Annotated in this window: 14 protein-coding genes; 6 read left to right on the top strand and 8 right to left on the bottom strand. The window is 65.3% G+C overall.

Annotated features, from left to right (window positions below; translation table 11 throughout):
- Positions 1 to 60 precede the first annotated feature (60 nt).
- Complete coding sequence (gene typA, locus EP237_RS03225) at positions 61 to 1,881, top strand: translational GTPase TypA (protein WP_127558057.1); 1,821 nt, start codon at positions 61 to 63, stop codon at positions 1,879 to 1,881.
- Positions 1,882 to 1,945: 64 nt separating this feature from the next.
- On the opposite strand, the gene EP237_RS03220 is transcribed toward typA, so the two are convergent.
- The 4 genes from EP237_RS03220 to EP237_RS03205 are packed head-to-tail and all read right to left on the bottom strand — an operon-like array spanning position 1,946 to position 4,138.
- The gene (locus tag EP237_RS03220) at positions 1,946 to 2,701 is read right to left on the bottom strand and encodes a hypothetical protein (protein ID WP_127558056.1); all 756 of its coding nucleotides are present in this window, start codon (positions 2,699 to 2,701) and stop codon (positions 1,946 to 1,948) included.
- Positions 2,702 to 2,748: 47 nt separating this feature from the next.
- Positions 2,749 to 3,327, bottom strand: coding sequence for a phosphoribosylaminoimidazolesuccinocarboxamide synthase (locus EP237_RS03215; protein ID WP_127558055.1), 579 nt, complete (start codon positions 3,325 to 3,327; stop codon positions 2,749 to 2,751).
- Positions 3,324 to 3,554, bottom strand: coding sequence for a hypothetical protein (locus EP237_RS03210; protein ID WP_127558054.1), 231 nt, complete (start codon positions 3,552 to 3,554; stop codon positions 3,324 to 3,326). The genes EP237_RS03215 and EP237_RS03210 overlap by 4 nt, the downstream gene beginning before the upstream one ends.
- Complete coding sequence (locus EP237_RS03205) at positions 3,551 to 4,138, bottom strand: riboflavin synthase (RefSeq protein WP_127558053.1); 588 nt, start codon at positions 4,136 to 4,138, stop codon at positions 3,551 to 3,553. Before EP237_RS03205 ends, EP237_RS03210 begins: the two co-directional genes overlap by 4 nt.
- A gap of 148 nt (positions 4,139 to 4,286) precedes the next feature.
- Between EP237_RS03205 and EP237_RS03200 the strand changes: the two genes are divergently transcribed.
- From EP237_RS03200 to EP237_RS03190, 3 genes are all read left to right on the top strand, one after another.
- On the top strand, positions 4,287 to 5,597 hold the full coding sequence (locus EP237_RS03200) for a capsule biosynthesis protein (RefSeq protein ID WP_127558052.1): 1,311 nt from the start codon (positions 4,287 to 4,289) through the stop codon (positions 5,595 to 5,597).
- Positions 5,598 to 5,688: 91 nt separating this feature from the next.
- Positions 5,689 to 6,810 (top strand): polysaccharide biosynthesis/export family protein, encoded by a 1,122-nt coding sequence (locus EP237_RS03195; RefSeq protein WP_206052246.1) that lies wholly within the window; start codon positions 5,689 to 5,691, stop codon positions 6,808 to 6,810.
- 29 nt (positions 6,811 to 6,839) lie between these two features.
- Positions 6,840 to 8,879 carry a capsular polysaccharide biosynthesis protein gene (locus EP237_RS03190; protein WP_240661472.1) on the top strand — a complete coding sequence of 680 codons (2,040 nt, stop codon included), beginning with the start codon at positions 6,840 to 6,842 and terminating at the stop codon, positions 8,877 to 8,879.
- A 100-nt stretch (positions 8,880 to 8,979) separates the two neighbouring features.
- Here EP237_RS03190 and ribD read toward each other — a convergent pair whose 3' ends face one another.
- The 4 genes from ribD to EP237_RS03170 all read right to left on the bottom strand — a co-directional run bounded on the left by ribD (position 8,980) and on the right by EP237_RS03170 (position 11,336).
- Entirely contained in the window at positions 8,980 to 10,089 is a 1,110-nt protein-coding gene (gene ribD, locus EP237_RS03185) for a bifunctional diaminohydroxyphosphoribosylaminopyrimidine deaminase/5-amino-6-(5-phosphoribosylamino)uracil reductase RibD (protein WP_127558050.1), read from the bottom strand.
- 3 nt (positions 10,090 to 10,092) lie between these two features.
- Positions 10,093 to 10,557, bottom strand: coding sequence for a transcriptional regulator NrdR (nrdR, locus tag EP237_RS03180; RefSeq protein WP_071690998.1), 465 nt, complete (start codon positions 10,555 to 10,557; stop codon positions 10,093 to 10,095).
- 123 nt (positions 10,558 to 10,680) lie between these two features.
- Positions 10,681 to 11,103 (bottom strand): secondary thiamine-phosphate synthase enzyme YjbQ, encoded by a 423-nt coding sequence (locus tag EP237_RS03175; RefSeq protein ID WP_127558049.1) that lies wholly within the window; start codon positions 11,101 to 11,103, stop codon positions 10,681 to 10,683.
- Positions 11,104 to 11,147: 44 nt separating this feature from the next.
- Positions 11,148 to 11,336, bottom strand: a complete 189-nt coding sequence (locus EP237_RS03170) for a hypothetical protein (RefSeq protein WP_071690996.1) — start codon at positions 11,334 to 11,336, stop codon at positions 11,148 to 11,150.
- A gap of 146 nt (positions 11,337 to 11,482) precedes the next feature.
- Here EP237_RS03170 and dnaG point away from each other — a divergent pair, with 146 nt between their 5' ends.
- Complete coding sequence (dnaG, locus tag EP237_RS03165; RefSeq protein WP_127558048.1) at positions 11,483 to 13,411, top strand: DNA primase; 1,929 nt, start codon at positions 11,483 to 11,485, stop codon at positions 13,409 to 13,411.
- Positions 13,412 to 13,495: 84 nt separating this feature from the next.
- A complete protein-coding gene (rpoD, locus tag EP237_RS03160; RefSeq protein ID WP_127558047.1) occupies positions 13,496 to 15,484 on the top strand; it encodes an RNA polymerase sigma factor RpoD in 1,989 nt (662 codons plus the stop codon).
- Positions 15,485 to 15,538: the final 54 nt, after the last annotated feature.

Raw genomic sequence — 15,538 nt, 5'->3', positions numbered from 1 at the left:
TTGGCCCAACATCCCTGTAACGGCGGGGCCAACTCAGCTTATCTTGAAAGGCCCACTCGGATGGACCTCCGTAATATCGCGATCATCGCGCATGTCGACCATGGCAAGACCACTCTGGTGGACGAGCTTCTGAAACAGTCCGGCGCATTCCGTGCCAACCAGGCCGTGGCCGAACGCGCCATGGATTCCAACGATCTGGAACGCGAACGCGGGATCACCATTTTCGCCAAGCCCACCAGCCTCGAATGGAAGGGCACGCGGATTAATATCGTCGACACGCCCGGCCACGCCGATTTCGGCGGCGAGGTCGAACGCATCCTGTCGATGGTCGATGGTGTGGTCCTGCTGGTCGATGCCGCCGAAGGCCCAATGCCGCAGACCAAGTTCGTGACCTCCAAGGCGCTGGCACTTGGGCTGCGCCCCATCGTGGTGCTGAACAAGGTCGACAAACCCGATGCGGAACCGGATCGGGCGCTCGACGAATGTTTCGACCTGTTCGCAACGCTCGATGCCACCGAAGATCAGCTCGATTTCCCGCATCTCTATGCCTCGGGTCGCTCCGGTTGGGCGGATGCGGATCTGGACGGGCCACGCAAGGATCTGCATGCGCTGTTCAACCTGATCGTCAATCACGTGCCCAAGCCGCGCCAGATTGCCCATCAGGATGAGGATTTCCGGATGCTGGCCACCACGCTTGGCGCTGATCCTTTCGTGGGTCGCCTGCTGACCGGCCGGGTTGAATCGGGCAAGCTGAAAGTGGGCGCCACCGTACAGGCGCTCAGCCGCATGGGCGAGAAGGTGGAACAGTTCCGCGTCACCCGCATTCAGGCCTTCCGGGGGCTGGCGCAGCAGGATATCGAGGAAGCGCAGGCAGGTGATATCGTGTCCCTCGCGGGCATGACCAAGGCCACCGTGGCCGACACCATCTGCGCACTGGCCGTGGACGAGCCTCTGGCCGCGCAGCCGATTGACCCGCCCACCATCACCGTCACTTTCGGCATCAATGACAGCCCGCTGGCGGGCCGTGACGGCAAGAAGGTGCAATCCCGCGTCATCCGCGAGCGTTTGATGAAAGAGGCGGAATCGAACGTGGCCATCAAGGTCACCGACACGCCGGGCGGAGAGGCCTTCGAGGTCGCGGGCCGGGGCGAATTGCAGATGGGCGTTCTGATCGAGAACATGCGCCGCGAAGGGTTCGAGCTGTCGATCAGCCGCCCGCAGGTGCTGTTCCGCGAGGATGGCGACCAGAAGCTGGAACCGATCGAGGAAGTCACCATCGACGTGGATGACGAGTATTCCGGCGCGGTGATCGAAAAGCTGACCGGCCCCCGCAAGGGCGATCTGGTCGAGATGCGCCCCGGTGGCGCCGGCAAGACCCGGATCATCGCCCATGTGCCCTCTCGCGGGCTCATCGGCTATCACGGCGAGTTCCTGACCGACACGCGCGGCTCTGGCGTTCTGAACCGGGTGTTCCACGAATGGTCCCCCTATCGCGGGCCGATTCCGGGCCGTCGTCAGGGTGTGCTGATCTCGATGGAAAACGGCACCTCGGTCGCCTATGCGCTGTGGAACCTGGAAGATCGCGGCAAGATGTTCATCGGCGCGCAGGAACCGGTCTATACCGGCATGATCATCGGCGAACACAGCCGCGACAATGATCTGGAAGTGAACCCGCTGAAGGGCAAGAAGCTGACCAACGTGCGCGCGTCCGGCACCGATGAGGCCGTGCGCCTGACCACGCCGGTCACCATGTCGCTGGAACAGGCCATCGCCTATATCGACGATGACGAGCTGGTGGAGGTGACGCCGAACGCGATCCGCTTGCGCAAGCGCTTCCTCGACCCGCATGAGCGCAAGCGCCAATCCCGCGCAGCGGGCTGAGCCACATCCACCTGAACACCGAGACGCGCGCCCCAGTGGCGCGCGTTTTCGGTTTGGCCCTGGCTCAGGCGTCTGTCGGGGTGAAATGGCGGTCACGATAGGCCGCAAGCCGCGACAGTGCCGCCTCGGCCGCCTGACGGGGTAGCGGGCCCGCCCGGCCCTCCGGGTCTCCGGTGCTATCGGCAATGGCCCTTTGCAGAAGCGGCACAAGCTCCTCCAACAGGGACCGCGCCTCTGCGTCACGACCGGACAGGATCAGGCAATCCAGCGGGCCAAGCCCGGACAGCCGGGTGTTTTGCAGGGTCAGCGGGGGCAAGGCATCAGAGAGGCTTTGGGCCAGCAACTCGGCCAGATGCAGGCGCACCCCGCGCGATGCCTGCCGCAGGGCCGCCAGTTTCAGGTCCGCCGCCTGTGACAGAAGCGAAATGGCCCCGGTCTCGTCCCCGCGATAAAGCTCAAGCCGGGCGGCGCAGATCACCACATCCGGGTCGCAGCTCTGGTCCGCCCCGCCGATCACCCTCGCAGCGTCGTCGAACCGGTCGGCATCCATCAGGGCGGTGGCAAGCGCAGAGCGGAGCGCCGGTTCCGTCACGGGCTCATTTCGCAGCGAGACAAGGCAGGCCCCGGAGGTCACGCTGTCGAGCGCCGCTTGCAAGGTCGCGATATCCGCAGACCGCAGGTCAATGACCTCGCGTCGGGCGCTGGCGTTGCGGGCCGCCTGTTCTTCTGCGGCGGTGTCGGCGCGGCGACGTTTCTCGCGCCGGTTCCGCCAGAGGATCGACAGCAGCATCACTGGCACGATGGCGATCTTGAGGAACATCAGCAGAGTCTCTTGCGATAGGCCGGTCATCGGGGCGGGCGCGGATCTCAGGCCGGTTGAGCGGTGGCGAAGAACTGGTCTGCCGGGATTGTCCCCGCCAGTTTTCCCGCCGCGCACCATTCGCGTTCCACGGCTGTGGCAGCGACCAGCACGACGCCATCCGCCGGCAGACCACGATCCCTGACCAGCCCGCGAATACGGTCGCGAATGGTCGACCAGCTTTCGGTGAAGCGCGGCGCGGGGGCAGCATGATCCAGAAGGCCGGGATTGGCAGAGAGCAGGGCATGAGGATGCGCGGGCGCATGGATGGCGGCCAGCCGGTCCGCTGCGCCCTCCAGCCCCTCCAGCCGCTCTGCCACATGGGCGGGCAGGGTGAGCCGCCTTGGCGTCATCTCCAGCGCGTTGCCCGAAAACAGGAAGGCCACCACGTCATGGCCCGACGCTGCCCGGATCGAGGCATAGGTGGTGTAGTCGATCCCCAGGCGCTTGGCGCGGGCGACGCGCACACGGACGATTTCAATGGGCAGGGTCTTCAGCAGCGACTTGCGCGCCTTGCCCCAGGCCAGTTTGCGAAAGCCGAAGCCCGCTTCCATTGCCGGGCCGCCATTATGTCCGATACCGCTCATTCCGCCATCTCCTCGTCCAGCCAGGCCACCCGTTCCCGCGCGTCGCTCCACGCCTCTGCCACGCTGGCAAATTCTTTCGCCGCGTAGAACACCACGCGCCACCCGTGGGAGTCCTCGGGGTCGCGGCGGCATTCCAGCCAAATGTGGCTTCCCGCATCGGTCTGCACAAGATCGAGGCAGCGCAGCCCGGTCTGATCGTTGATGGATCGGGTGACAACCCGGCTCACGCCCAGTCCTGCAATCGGGCGACGTAGCGGGCCAGCGTGTCGATTTCCAGATTGACCTTGTCGCCAACCTTGGCACCGCCCCAGGTGGTGACCTGCTGCGTATGCGGGATGATGTTGACGCCGAAGTCGCAGCCATTCACCTCGTTCACGGTCAGCGAGGTGCCATTAAGCGCCACTGACCCCTTGGGCGCGATGAATTTCGCCAGAGCCTCGGGCGCGCGGAAGGTGAAGCGGGTGCTTTCGCCCTCGTCTTTCATGCCGACAATCTCGGCCATGCCATACACATGGCCCGACACGATATGCCCGCCAAGCTCATCCCCCACCTTCAGCGCCCGTTCGAGGTTCAGGCGCTTGCCCTCGGCCCATGTCTGAATCGTGGTGACCGAGACGCTTTCAGCCGAAATAACCACGTCGAACCAGCCCTGCCCGAGCGCCACGGCGGTCAGGCAGACCCCGTCGCAGGCAATCGACGCGCCGATATCAATCGTCGCGGTGTCATAGCTGGTGGCGATCCGCGCATGCAGGTCGCCACGCTGTTCCAGCTTCTGGACGGTGCCGATATCGGTGATGATGCCTGTGAACATGAGGGGCGCCTTTCGCATTGGTCCCCCTGACCTAGCCGCCCTGATCCTTTCCGACAAGTCCCCGATAACGGTCATATTAACGGCACAAACCGGCCCTCATGACGCCCATGACAGGTGCAATCCTGCGCCACAAAGGTTACCAGTTCTTATGTTTACGAGGTCCCCCGTGCCCGCAAAGGCCATCCACACCAGATCCTTCCTGTTTCTTCAGGGCCCGCACGGGCCGTTCTTTCACCGCCTCGGCAAGATGCTGCGCGCGGCGGGAGCAGAGGTCTGGCGGGTGGGCTTCAACCAGGGTGACAGCGCCTTCTGGCATCACCGCCCCAGCTATATCGCCTATACCGGAACGCCCGAGGACTGGCCCGACCGGCTGGCGCAGCTGCTGGACGAAAAACGGACCACCGATATCGTGCTTTACGGCGACACGCGCCCCATCCATGCGGCGGCGGTCGAGGCGGCGAAGGCGCGCGGGATTACCGTTCATGTCTTCGAGGAAGGCTACCTGCGCCCCTATTGGGTGACCTATGAACGCGGCGGCTCGAACGGGCATTCGCGGCTGATGCAGACACCCGTGCCGCAGATGCAGGAGGCGTTGAAGAACCTCGACCTCGATCTGCCCGACGCGCCCGCCAGATGGGGCGACATGCGTCAGCACATCTTTTACGGGGCGCTCTACCACTGGTTCGTGATGTTCCTGAACATCCGCTATCGCAACTTCCGCCCGCATCGCAACATCACCGTGGCGCGGGAACTCAGGCTCTACCTGCGCCGCATTGCCCTGATGCCCGCCTATGCGCTGAGCCGCATATACGCGACATGGAGGATCAAGACCGGCGGCTTTCCCTATCATATCGCGCTGCTGCAACTGGAACATGACGCGAGTTTCCAGAACCATGGCCCATTCGCCAGCATGACCGAGTTTCTGGAGATGCTGATCGAAGGCTTCGCCAAAGGGGCGCCGCAGCATCATCACCTTGTCCTGAAGGCCCATCCTCTGGAGGATGGCCGCGCACCAATCCGGCGCACCATTGCCCGCGTCGCCCGTGAACAGGGCATTTCCGGCCGGGTCCATTACGTGCGTGGTGGCAAACTGGCGGGGCTTCTGAACGACGCGCGCAGCGCCGTCACGGTGAATTCCACCTCTGCGCAGCAGGCGCTCTGGCGGGGGTTGCCGCTGAAAGCCTTCGGAACGGCGGTCTATCTGAAGCCCGAATTCGTTTCGACGCAGCCGCTCGATGAATTTTTCCAGCGTCCGACGCGCCCCGACAGCAAGGCCTACCGCGACTACCGGCACTATCTGCTGGAAACCTCGCAGATCACCGGCAGCTTCTATTCCGCGCGCGGACGACGGCAATTGCTGCGTCAGGTGGTCGATATGATGCTGTCGCCAGAGGACCCCTACGACTCTCTCGAAGCGGGCCGCCCGGCACCACGGCAACACCTGCGGGTCGTTAACTAATCAAATCTGGCCTTGGCGGCAGAAATTCGCTAGGGTGGAAAAAAATATAAACGAGGCAGTACAGGCAATAAGGAGCCAATCCGTGAAATTTATGGCTTCCCGAGGGGCGCGGTTTGTCGCCCTCTTGGTGGTTGTGTCGCTGGTGGCCACATGTGGTCTGCCGCGATCCGGCCCCAACAGACGCGAGCTGTTCGCAGGATCCGTGCAGCGAGAGGGCGATGCCTTCGTCGTTTCCGTCAATGATCGCGTGCTGCGTGCCACGGCCCTGGTCGAGGCGCTCGGCTTCTCGTCGGACTTCATCAATGCGGGCCAGCTCGGGTCCGACACGATCCGTCCGGGCGACACGCTGTCCCTGTCGATCTGGGAAAACGTCACCGATCCGCTTCTGGGGCCGCAAGGCAGCCCCTCGACGGTGCTCGATGAAATCCAGGTCGATGGCGCGGGCTTCATCTTCATCCCCTACGCGGGCCGCGTGCGGGCTGCAGGCAACACGCCAGACCAGCTGCGAGAGATCCTGACCCGCAATCTGGACGAACAGACCCCCGATCCGCAGATCGTGGTGCGCCGTGTGGCGGGCAATGGCTCGACCGTTTCGGTGGCAGGCGTCGTCGGCGGTCAGGGCATCTACCCGATCGACCGGCCCACCCGGACCTTGTCGGCCATGCTGGCCGCGGCTGGCGGCGTCACGGTCGAACCAGAGATCGCCCGCGTGACCGTCGTGCGCGGTGACCAGACCGGGACGATCTGGTTCAACGACCTCTACGCGAACCCGGAACTCGACATCGCCCTGCGCGCAGGCGACCGGATCCTTGTCGAAGAGGATACGCGATCCTTCACGGCCCTTGGGGCGACCAATGCCCAGACCCGTGTTCCCTTCGACACGCAGACGATCTCGGCCATCGAGGCGATTGCCACCGTTGGCGGCCTGAACCCCAACCTGGCAGATCCCACCGGTGTCTTCATCCTGCGCAACGAGCCGGAGGCAATCTCGCGGCAGGTTCTGGGTCGCAACGACATCAGCGGCACACAGCGGATGATCTACGTGCTCGACCTGACCGAACCCAATGGCATGTTCCAGGCGCGGGATTTCGTGATCCGCGATCAGGACACGCTCTATGTGACGGTCGCACCGTTTGCCCAGTGGAACCAGGTGATCGGCGCGCTGACCGGCACGCTTGCCACCGCCGGTTCGATCAGCAGCCTGGCCCAATAAGGCCCCGCATGACGGGCCACGCCCAAGATATGCCCGCCGGAGCCGCAAAGCCCCGGCGGGCGTTCTATGTCACTGGCGGGTTCCTGACCAACCGCCGGGTCCGCCGCATTCTGGAACTTGCAGGCCATGACCTGGCCCTTGGCAAACCGGGGGCAGATGATGACGTGCTGGTCTGGGGCCACAGCCCCTATGCGGCGCGCGGCGAGAAAGCCGCCGAGGCGACCGGCGCTCAGGTGGTGCGGGTCGAGGATGCCTTCCTGCGCTCACTGCATCCCGGCCGGTCCGGGGAGCCGCCGCTTGGCCTGACCATCGACCGGCGCGGCGCGTGGTTCGACAGCCGACAGCCTTCCGAGCTCGAACATCTGCTGGCCACCCACCCGCTGGATGACACCGCCCTTCTCGACCGCGCCCGTGACGCCATCGCCCGGATGCGCGAAAACCACCTGACCAAATACGCCGCCGTCGATCCTTCGCTTGCGGCCCCGCCACCGGGTTACGTGCTGGTCATCGACCAGACCATGGGCGATGCCTCGATCCGGCTTGGCGGCGCGTCCGACCGCACCTTCCGCGAAATGCTGGTCATGGCGCAGGAGGAAAACCCCGGCGCGCGCATCGTCATCAAGACCCACCCCGAAACAAGCGGCGGCCATCGGTCCGGCCATTATAGCGACGGTGACACCAGCGACCGGATCAGCCTTTGCACCGATCCGCTGTCCCCCTGGGTGCTGATGGAGGGCGCAACCGCTGTCTACACCGTGTCCTCGCAACTGGGGTTCGAGGCGATCCTCGCCGGTCACAAACCGCAGGTCTTCGGCCAGCCCTTCTATGCCGGATGGGGCCTGACCGAGGACCGCAATCCGATCGGCCGCCGCAAACGCCGCCTGACACGGGCACAACTGGTGGCGGGCGCGCTCATCCTCTATCCGCGCTGGTACGATCCCTATCGCGACCGGCTCTGCGGGCTGGAGGATGTGCTGGCGACATTGGAGGCCGAGGCGCGCGCCTGGCGTCAGGACCGGCGGGGATATGTCGCCCTCGGCATGCGCGCGTGGAAGCGCGGGCCGCTGCAAAAGGTCTTTGCCGCGAACGGCCCGGCCTTGAGGTTCGAGGACGCACCCGACCGGGCCGTGGCGCGGGGGCGCCCGGTGATGGTCTGGGCGGGGAAGGAAACCGACGCGCTTCGAGAGGCCTGCAATCGTGCAGACCTACCGCTTCTGCGGGTCGAAGACGGGTTCCTCAGGTCCCGCGGCCTCGGGGCGGAGCTGATCCCGCCGCTGAGCCTCGTGCTGGACGATCTGGGCATCTACTACGACCCCACCCGTGTCAGCCGGCTGGAGCAGCTGATCGCAGATGCGGCGGCCCTGCCCGCAGAGCGGCTGCGGCGGGCGGAACGGTTGACCCATGCGCTGACCAGCACCGGGGTGAGCAAGTATAACCTGCCCGGTAACGCCACCCTGCCCGATCCCGGCGGGCGAGAGGTCGTCCTGGTGCCGGGGCAGGTGGAGGATGACGCCTCGATCCGGCTCGGCGCGGGGGCGATCTGCACCAACCTGGCCCTGTTGAAGACAGCGCGCGACCTGCATCCGGATGCCTTCCTTCTGTACAAGCCGCACCCGGATGTGGAGGCGGGTCTGCGCAGCGGGGCGGTGTCGCCGGACGACCTGTCCCTGCTTGCCGATCACGTGGCAACAAGGGCAGACCCCATGGCCCTGATCGCGCAGGCAGACCGGGTGGTGACGATGACCTCGCTGATGGGGTTCGAGGCATTGCTGCGCGGGGTGCCGGTGACGGTGACCGGCGCGCCCTTCTACGCAGGCTGGGGCCTGACGCACGACCTCGGCCCGGTGCCCGCACGCCGCAGGGCGCGGCCCTCGCTGGCGGCCCTGGCGCATGCGGCGCTGATCTCCTATCCACGCTACCATGACCCGGTGACGGGGCGGCCCTGCCCGGTGGAGGTGGTGGTGGAGCGGCTGGCCGCGGGCGCGATCCCCTCCGCTGCGATCCGGCTCCGGGCGCTGGCGAAGCTTCAGGGCTGGTTCGCCGGTCATGCGTGGCTCTGGCGGAGATAGGGTTTCGCCGCACATCGCGCGTCGACCCGCGCGGGGCGCTGCCCCGTCGCCATTGGGCTTGCACCAATGGTGCATCCAATGGCGCCCCCCCGAGGTATTTTCACCAAGAAGAAGGAGCGCGGGTCCATTCATGAAGGATATCCGCGCCGATTTTCCGCGACGACCGCAGCTGGAATCGTGGCGCTTCAGCCAATATGGCAAGGCCCATGGCGCCAATCCCCGGCTGGCCTTCGGCGCCGATCACCATCCCGGCCGAGAAGCCCACCAGATCATCGACCAGGTCGGCCGACAGAAGCGACGCCGCCAACGCCCCGCCGCCTTCGCAGAACACCGATGTCAGCCCTTCGCGGCCAAGCGCCTCCAGCGCCGCTGTCGGGTCGACCTGCCCGCCCGGACCCGTCGCCACCGCCAGAACCCGCGCGCCGAGGGTTTCCCAGGCAGCCCGCAGGGCCGCATCGGCGTTGTCTCCGCAAATCACCCAGACCGGCACCTCGCGGGCCGTGCGGGCCAGCACCCCGTCCAGCGGCAGGTCGAGACGGCGCGAGATCACCACGCGGACCGGTTGGCGGACCGCCCCCATGCCGCGCACGGTCAGCGACGGGTCATCGGCCCGCACCGTTCCCGCCCCCACCATCACCGCATCATGACGCATCCGCATGGCATGAACCGCGCGACGCGCCTCTGGCCCGGTGATCCACTGGCTTTCCCCGGTGGCCGTGGCGATGCGCCCGTCGAAGGAACTGGCAAGCTTCAGGGTCAGGCTCGGGCGGCCTTTCTGCACGCGGCTCAAGAACCCGCGATGCGCGCGGCGGGCCTCCTCCTCCAGCACTGGGCCGGTCACGGCGATCCCGGCCTCCCGCAGCCGGTCGATGCCGGATCCATCCGTTCTTGGATCGGGATCGCGCAGGCCCACCACCACGCGGGCGACCGAGGCGCTGACAAGCGCATCGGCACAGGGCGGGGTCTGCCCCCAATGGGCGCAGGGTTCGAGCGAGACATAGGCCGTGGCACCGGTCGCGTCCTCCCCGGCTTGAGCCAGCGCAACGGTTTCGGCATGCGGACGGCCGCCCGGCTGCGTCCAGCCACGCCCCAGAACCCGGTCATGCTTGACGATCACGCAGCCCACGGCCGGATTGGGCCAGACCTGCCCCGCCCCGCGCGCGCCAAGGCTCAGCGCGTGGCGCATCCAGCGGGCATCGTCCTGGGTCATGGCTCAGCCTTCGGGGCTCGGGGGCCTCAGCTCGGCCACGAAATCCTCGAAATCGTCGGCGGCCTGGAAATTCTTGTAGACACTGGCAAAGCGCACATAGGCCACGGTGTCGATCCGCGCGAGCGCCTCCATCACGATCTCGCCGATCTGCTTCGATGGGATGTCGGTTTCGCCCATGCTTTCCAGACGCCGCACGATGCCGGAAATCATCTGGTCGATGCGTTCGGGGTCCACCGGACGTTTTTGCATCGAGATGCGGATCGAGCGTTCCAGCTTGTCGCGGTCGAAATCCTCGCGCTTGCCATTGGTCTTGATCACCACAAGGTCGCGCAGCTGCACCCGTTCATAGGTGGTGAAGCGCCCGCCACAGGCCGGACAGAAGCGCCGCCGCCGGATGGCCACGTGATCCTCCGCCGGGCGTGAATCCTTCACCTGGGTATCGACATTTCCGCAAAACGGGCACCGCATGGGCCTGATCCCCTCTTCCACTCTGCTCTGCCACTGGGGTCTGGTGCCCCAGTTATCCACAGGCACTATAGGTCAGCCGCGAGACCTTGGGTAGAGGGGAATTGTCACCCCCAAGATAAGGGGTCAGCCGGGCAACAGCTTGGCCACCACCTGCCGCCTGTGCGGGCGGGTCCGATGTTCGACCACATAGACCCCCTGCCAGGTGCCAAGCTGCATCCGCCCGTCACTGACCGGGATCGACAGAGAGACCTGCATCATCGCCGCCTTGATATGGGCGGGCATGTCGTCGGGGCCTTCATAAGTATGTGTCAGGTAAGCCATGGACGGGTCGGTCGTGGGCGGCACCAGCCGGTGAAAGAACGCGGTCAGGTCGGTCTGCACCTCGGGATCGGCATTTTCCTGCACCAGCAGGGACGCCGATGTGTGCTGGATGAACAGCGTCAGCAGCCCCTCCGACACGGACAACCCCGCCAGCCATCGGGCCAGCGGGGCTGTGAATTCGTACAGGCCGGGGCCTTGAGTGGAGATCTCGAACCGGGTCAGCATGGGGGCAGACTGGTCCAAACCGGACCCGGCGTCGAGATGCGATGTCAGTCGAAACTGGAGTGGTTGCCGATCACGTCCGAGGACAGCGTGGCGTTCAGCCCGTTGGTCGGCTCCTGTGCCCCTGCGCTGAGCAGTCCGATCACGGACAGCGCAAGGCCGCAGACAAAGGCGGTCATGATGGTCCAGTCGACGGTCACGGCCCCGGACTCGGCGGTAAGAAATTCGGCAAACATCTTGCGTTTCCTCTCGGAAGCGCCCCCAGATTGCCTGAATGCCGTCACATTGTGCCCGCATTCGGGCGCAAATGTGGCGAAATCATGGAATTGCACCCGTCCACGCCCGCTGGACTTCCCCCCGTGCCCGCAGGATACTCCGCCGCATGAGTCTGCCCCCCGGTTTCCTGGATGAACTTCGCACCCGAATCTCCCTGACGCAGGTCGTGGGGCGCAAGGTCACGTGGGATCAGCGCAAGTCGAACCAGGGCAAGGGCGACATGTGGGCCCCCTGCCCGTTCCACCAGGAAAAGACGGCGAGCTTCCATGTCGATGACCGCAAGGGCTTCTACTATTGCTTCGGCTGCCACGAGAAGGGCGACGCGCTGAGCTTCGTGCAAGCCACCGAAAATGTCGGCTTCATGGAGGCGGTGGAGATCCTCGCCCGCGAAGCCGGGCTGCCAATGCCCGCCCGCGACCCCCGCGCGCAGGAAAAGGCCGACCGGCGCACCCAGCTGACCGAAGTGACCGAGGCCGCCGTGGCCTGGTACCGGCTGCAATTGCGCGCCGCCGCGGGGGCGCAGGCGCGGGCCTATATCGACCGGCGCGGGCTGGATCAGGCGACACAGGACCGGTTCGAACTGGGCTATGCGCCGGGATCGCGGCAGGGCGCGTTTCAGGCGCTGAAGGACAAGGGCCACGACCCGGAGCTGATCGTGGCTGCGGGCATTGCCAGCCAGCCCGATGACGGAGGCGCGCCTTATGACGCCTTCCGCGACAGGATCATGTTCCCGATCCGCGACCCGCGCGGGCGCTGCATCGGCTTCGGCGGTCGGGCGATGGACCCGAATGCGCGGGCGAAATACCTCAACTCCCGCGAGACAGAGCTCTTCGACAAGGGTCGTGCGCTTTACAACCATGGCCCAGCGCGCGAGGCCGTGGGCAAGGGTCAGCCGCTGATCGTGGCCGAGGGCTACATGGACGTGATCGCGCTGACCCAGGCGGGCTTTGCTGGGGCCGTGGCACCGCTTGGAACCGCGATCACCGACAACCAGCTGCACCTGTTGTGGCGCATCTCGGATGAACCCATCGTGGCGCTGGACGGCGACCGCGCCGGGCTTCAGGCCGCCATGCGTCTCATCGACCTTGCCCTGCCTTTGATGGAGGCGGGCAAATCCCTGCGCTTCGTGCTGCTGCCGCAGGGCAAGGACCCCGATGACCTGATCAAGGAAAAGGGCGCGCAGGCGATGCAGGATCTGCTGGATCGCGCCGACCCGATGGTCAAGCTGCTGTGGCAGCGCGAAACCGAGGGCAAGGTCTTCGACAGCCCCGAACGCCGCGCCGCGCTGGACAAATCGCTGCGCCAGGCCATTGGCCAGATCAAGGACCCGTCCCTGCGCCACCATTACGGGCAGGTGCTCAAGGACATGCGCTACGAGTTGTTCCGCGCCCCCCGCCCGGCCCGCGCCGCGTGGCAACCCGGCCGCTTCCCGCAGCGTGCCGCCGCCACACCCATGACTGAGACCCGGATGACGCCCCTGGCCGCGGGCGCGATGACCGATCTCGACATGCGCTCCGCACTCATCCTCGCGACGCTCTGCCTGACACCGTCCCTGATCGACGAGTTCGAACACGCGCTCGACCGGCTGGAACCCACCGACCCGGATCAGGCGCGGCTGGCTGGCTTCCTTCTGGGCACTCCGGAACGCGACCGGGACAACCTGCGCGCCGCACTCGACCAGGCAAATTTGTCCCGAACCCTTGAAAACCTGCTCTCTCTGGGCCACGTGCGTATCGCACCCTGCGTGCGCGCGCCCGGCGACACGGAAAAGGCGGCCCTCTGTCTGGCCGAAGAATTTGCAAAGCTCGCGGCGCGGCGCGGCATTCAGGACGAGATGGCCGAGGCTCTGGAGGACCTCGACGGCGGGGACGAATCACGGCTTGGCTGGCGGCTGAACAGCGCGTTGCATGCCCGGCAACAGGCCGAATCGCCAAAAACCGACAGGTTTTCGGCCTCACCCGAGGATGACAGCGCCCTGTCCAAACGCTTGCGGGACTTGATAGAAACCCGCCCATGGGAGAAGAAAACCCGCTAGCGCGGGTGTGCGAATCAGTGATTCGCGCTTAGAACAACATGTGACGCATGGGGCGAATCATCTCGCCCGCGAAGGGGATACCTTATGGCAAAAGATACCGACGATCGTAAATCCGACGGTGAAGAGGCTGATGTCAGCCTCGACATGAGCCAGACCGCAGTCAAGAAGATGATCGCCGAGGCCCGGACGCGGGGCTACATCACCTACGATCAGCTGAACACGGTCCTGCCGCCCGAACAGGTCAGTTCCGAGCAGATCGAGGACGTGATGTCGATGCTGTCCGAGATGGGCATCAACGTGATCGAGGATGACGAGGTCGAGGAAGAGACCGAGGCACAGGGCTCCACCGCCGTGGTCGAAGCCTCGTCGTCGCGTGACGTGGCCGTATCCACCGCCGAAACCGAAAAGCTCGACCGCACCGATGACCCCGTCCGCATGTATCTGCGCGAGATGGGCAGCGTCGAACTGCTGTCCCGCGAAGGCGAGATCGCGATTGCCAAGCGCATCGAGGCCGGCCGCAACACCATGATTGCCGGGCTCTGCGAAAGCCCGCTGACCTTCCAGGCGATCACCATCTGGCGCGACGAACTTCTCGACGAAGAAATCCTCCTGCGCGACGTGATCGACCTAGACGCCACCTTCGGCAGCTCCATGGAAGGCGAGGACGCGGATGAAGCCCCCGTCGCTCAGGGCCTGTCCACCGACGCCGCCACGGAGGACAAGAAGGAAAAGCAGCAGGAATTCGACGCCGACGGCAACCCGATTTCCTCCGATGACGACGACGAGGAAGACGAACAGGCCAACATGAGCCTCGCGGCCATGGAAGCGGCGCTGAAGCCCCGCGTTCTGGAAGCGCTGGACCGGATCGCCTCCGACTACGAACAGCTTTCGGCCATGCAGGATCTGCGGATCTCGGCCACGCTGAACGAGGATTCCAGCTTCTCCGCCAACGAGGAATCCGTCTACCAGAAGCTGCGCTCGGAAATCGTTGAACTGGTGAACGAACTGCACCTGCACAACAACCGAATCGAGGCGCTTATCGACCAGCTCTACGGCATCAACCGCCGGGTAATGTCGATCGACAGCGGCATGGTGAAACTGGCCGACCAGGCCCGCATCAACCGCCGCGAATTCATCGAATCCTATCGTGGCTATGAACTGGACCCGACCTGGGTCGACCGCATGGCCGAAAAGCCCGGCCGCGCATGGCAGGCGCTGATGGAACGCTCCCGCGACAAGGTGGAAGAACTGCGCGCCGACATGGCGCAGGTCGGCACCTATGTGGGCCTCGACATCAGCGAGTTTCGCCGCATCGTGCAGCAGGTCCAGAAGGGCGAGAAAGAGGCCCGTCAGGCCAAGAAGGAAATGGTCGAGGCCAACCTGCGCCTCGTGATCTCCATCGCCAAGAAATACACCAACCGGGGCCTGCAATTCCTCGACCTCATTCAGGAAGGCAATATCGGCCTGATGAAGGCGGTCGACAAATTCGAATACCGCCGCGGCTACAAGTTCTCCACCTACGCGACATGGTGGATCCGGCAGGCGATCACCCGCTCCATCGCCGACCAGGCCCGCACGATCCGCATCCCGGTCCACATGATCGAGACGATCAACAAGCTGGTGCGCACCGGCCGCCAGATGCTGCACGAGATCGGCCGCGAACCGACGCCGGAGGAACTGGCCGAAAAGCTGCAGATGCCGCTCGAGAAGGTCCGCAAGGTGATGAAGATCGCCAAGGAACCGATTTCGCTGGAAACGCCGATTGGCGACGAGGAAGACAGCCAGCTTGGCGATTTCATCGAGGACAAGAACGCCGTCCTGCCGCTCGATAGCGCTATTCAGGAAAACCTGAAGGAAACCACAACCCGCGTGCTGTCCTCGCTCACGCCACGCGAGGAACGCGTCCTGCGCATGCGCTTCGGCATCGGCATGAACACCGACCACACGCTGGAGGAAGTGGGCCAGCAGTTCAGCGTCACCCGCGAGCGCATCCGCCAGATTGAGGCCAAGGCGCTGCGGAAGCTGAAACATCCCTCGCGGAGCAGGAAGCTGCGGAGTTTCCTGGATCAGTGAGAGTCGAACAGCCGGAGGGTTCGCGGGGGAGCCTCAAGTGGATACAACGGGCTG

Source organism: Nioella ostreopsis (genome assembly GCF_004000255.1).
GTDB lineage: Bacteria > Pseudomonadota > Alphaproteobacteria > Rhodobacterales > Rhodobacteraceae > Nioella > Nioella ostreopsis.
The sequence above is the reverse complement of the archived record's forward strand: the minus strand, read 5'-3'. Positions and strand labels throughout refer to the sequence as shown.

Bases quoted from the DNA above. Each gene is read 5' to 3' on its own strand.
- typA (WP_127558057.1), top strand. From the start codon at position 61: ATGGACCTCCGTAATATCGCGATCATCGCGCATGTCGACCATGGCAAG.
- EP237_RS03220 (WP_127558056.1), bottom strand. From the start codon at position 2,701: ATGTTCCTCAAGATCGCCATCGTGCCAGTGATGCTGCTGTCGATCCTC.
- EP237_RS03215 (WP_127558055.1), bottom strand. From the start codon at position 3,327: ATGAGCGGTATCGGACATAATGGCGGCCCGGCAATGGAAGCGGGCTTC.
- EP237_RS03205 (WP_127558053.1), bottom strand. From the start codon at position 4,138: ATGTTCACAGGCATCATCACCGATATCGGCACCGTCCAGAAGCTGGAA.
- EP237_RS03200 (WP_127558052.1), top strand. From the start codon at position 4,287: ATGTTTACGAGGTCCCCCGTGCCCGCAAAGGCCATCCACACCAGATCC.
- EP237_RS03195 (WP_206052246.1), top strand. From the start codon at position 5,689: ATGGCTTCCCGAGGGGCGCGGTTTGTCGCCCTCTTGGTGGTTGTGTCG.
- EP237_RS03190 (WP_240661472.1), top strand. From the start codon at position 6,840: ATGCCCGCCGGAGCCGCAAAGCCCCGGCGGGCGTTCTATGTCACTGGC.
- ribD (WP_127558050.1), bottom strand. From the start codon at position 10,089: ATGACCCAGGACGATGCCCGCTGGATGCGCCACGCGCTGAGCCTTGGC.
- nrdR (WP_071690998.1), bottom strand. From the start codon at position 10,557: ATGCGGTGCCCGTTTTGCGGAAATGTCGATACCCAGGTGAAGGATTCA.
- EP237_RS03175 (WP_127558049.1), bottom strand. From the start codon at position 11,103: ATGCTGACCCGGTTCGAGATCTCCACTCAAGGCCCCGGCCTGTACGAA.
- EP237_RS03170 (WP_071690996.1), bottom strand. From the start codon at position 11,336: ATGTTTGCCGAATTTCTTACCGCCGAGTCCGGGGCCGTGACCGTCGAC.
- dnaG (WP_127558048.1), top strand. From the start codon at position 11,483: ATGAGTCTGCCCCCCGGTTTCCTGGATGAACTTCGCACCCGAATCTCC.
- rpoD (WP_127558047.1), top strand. From the start codon at position 13,496: ATGGCAAAAGATACCGACGATCGTAAATCCGACGGTGAAGAGGCTGAT.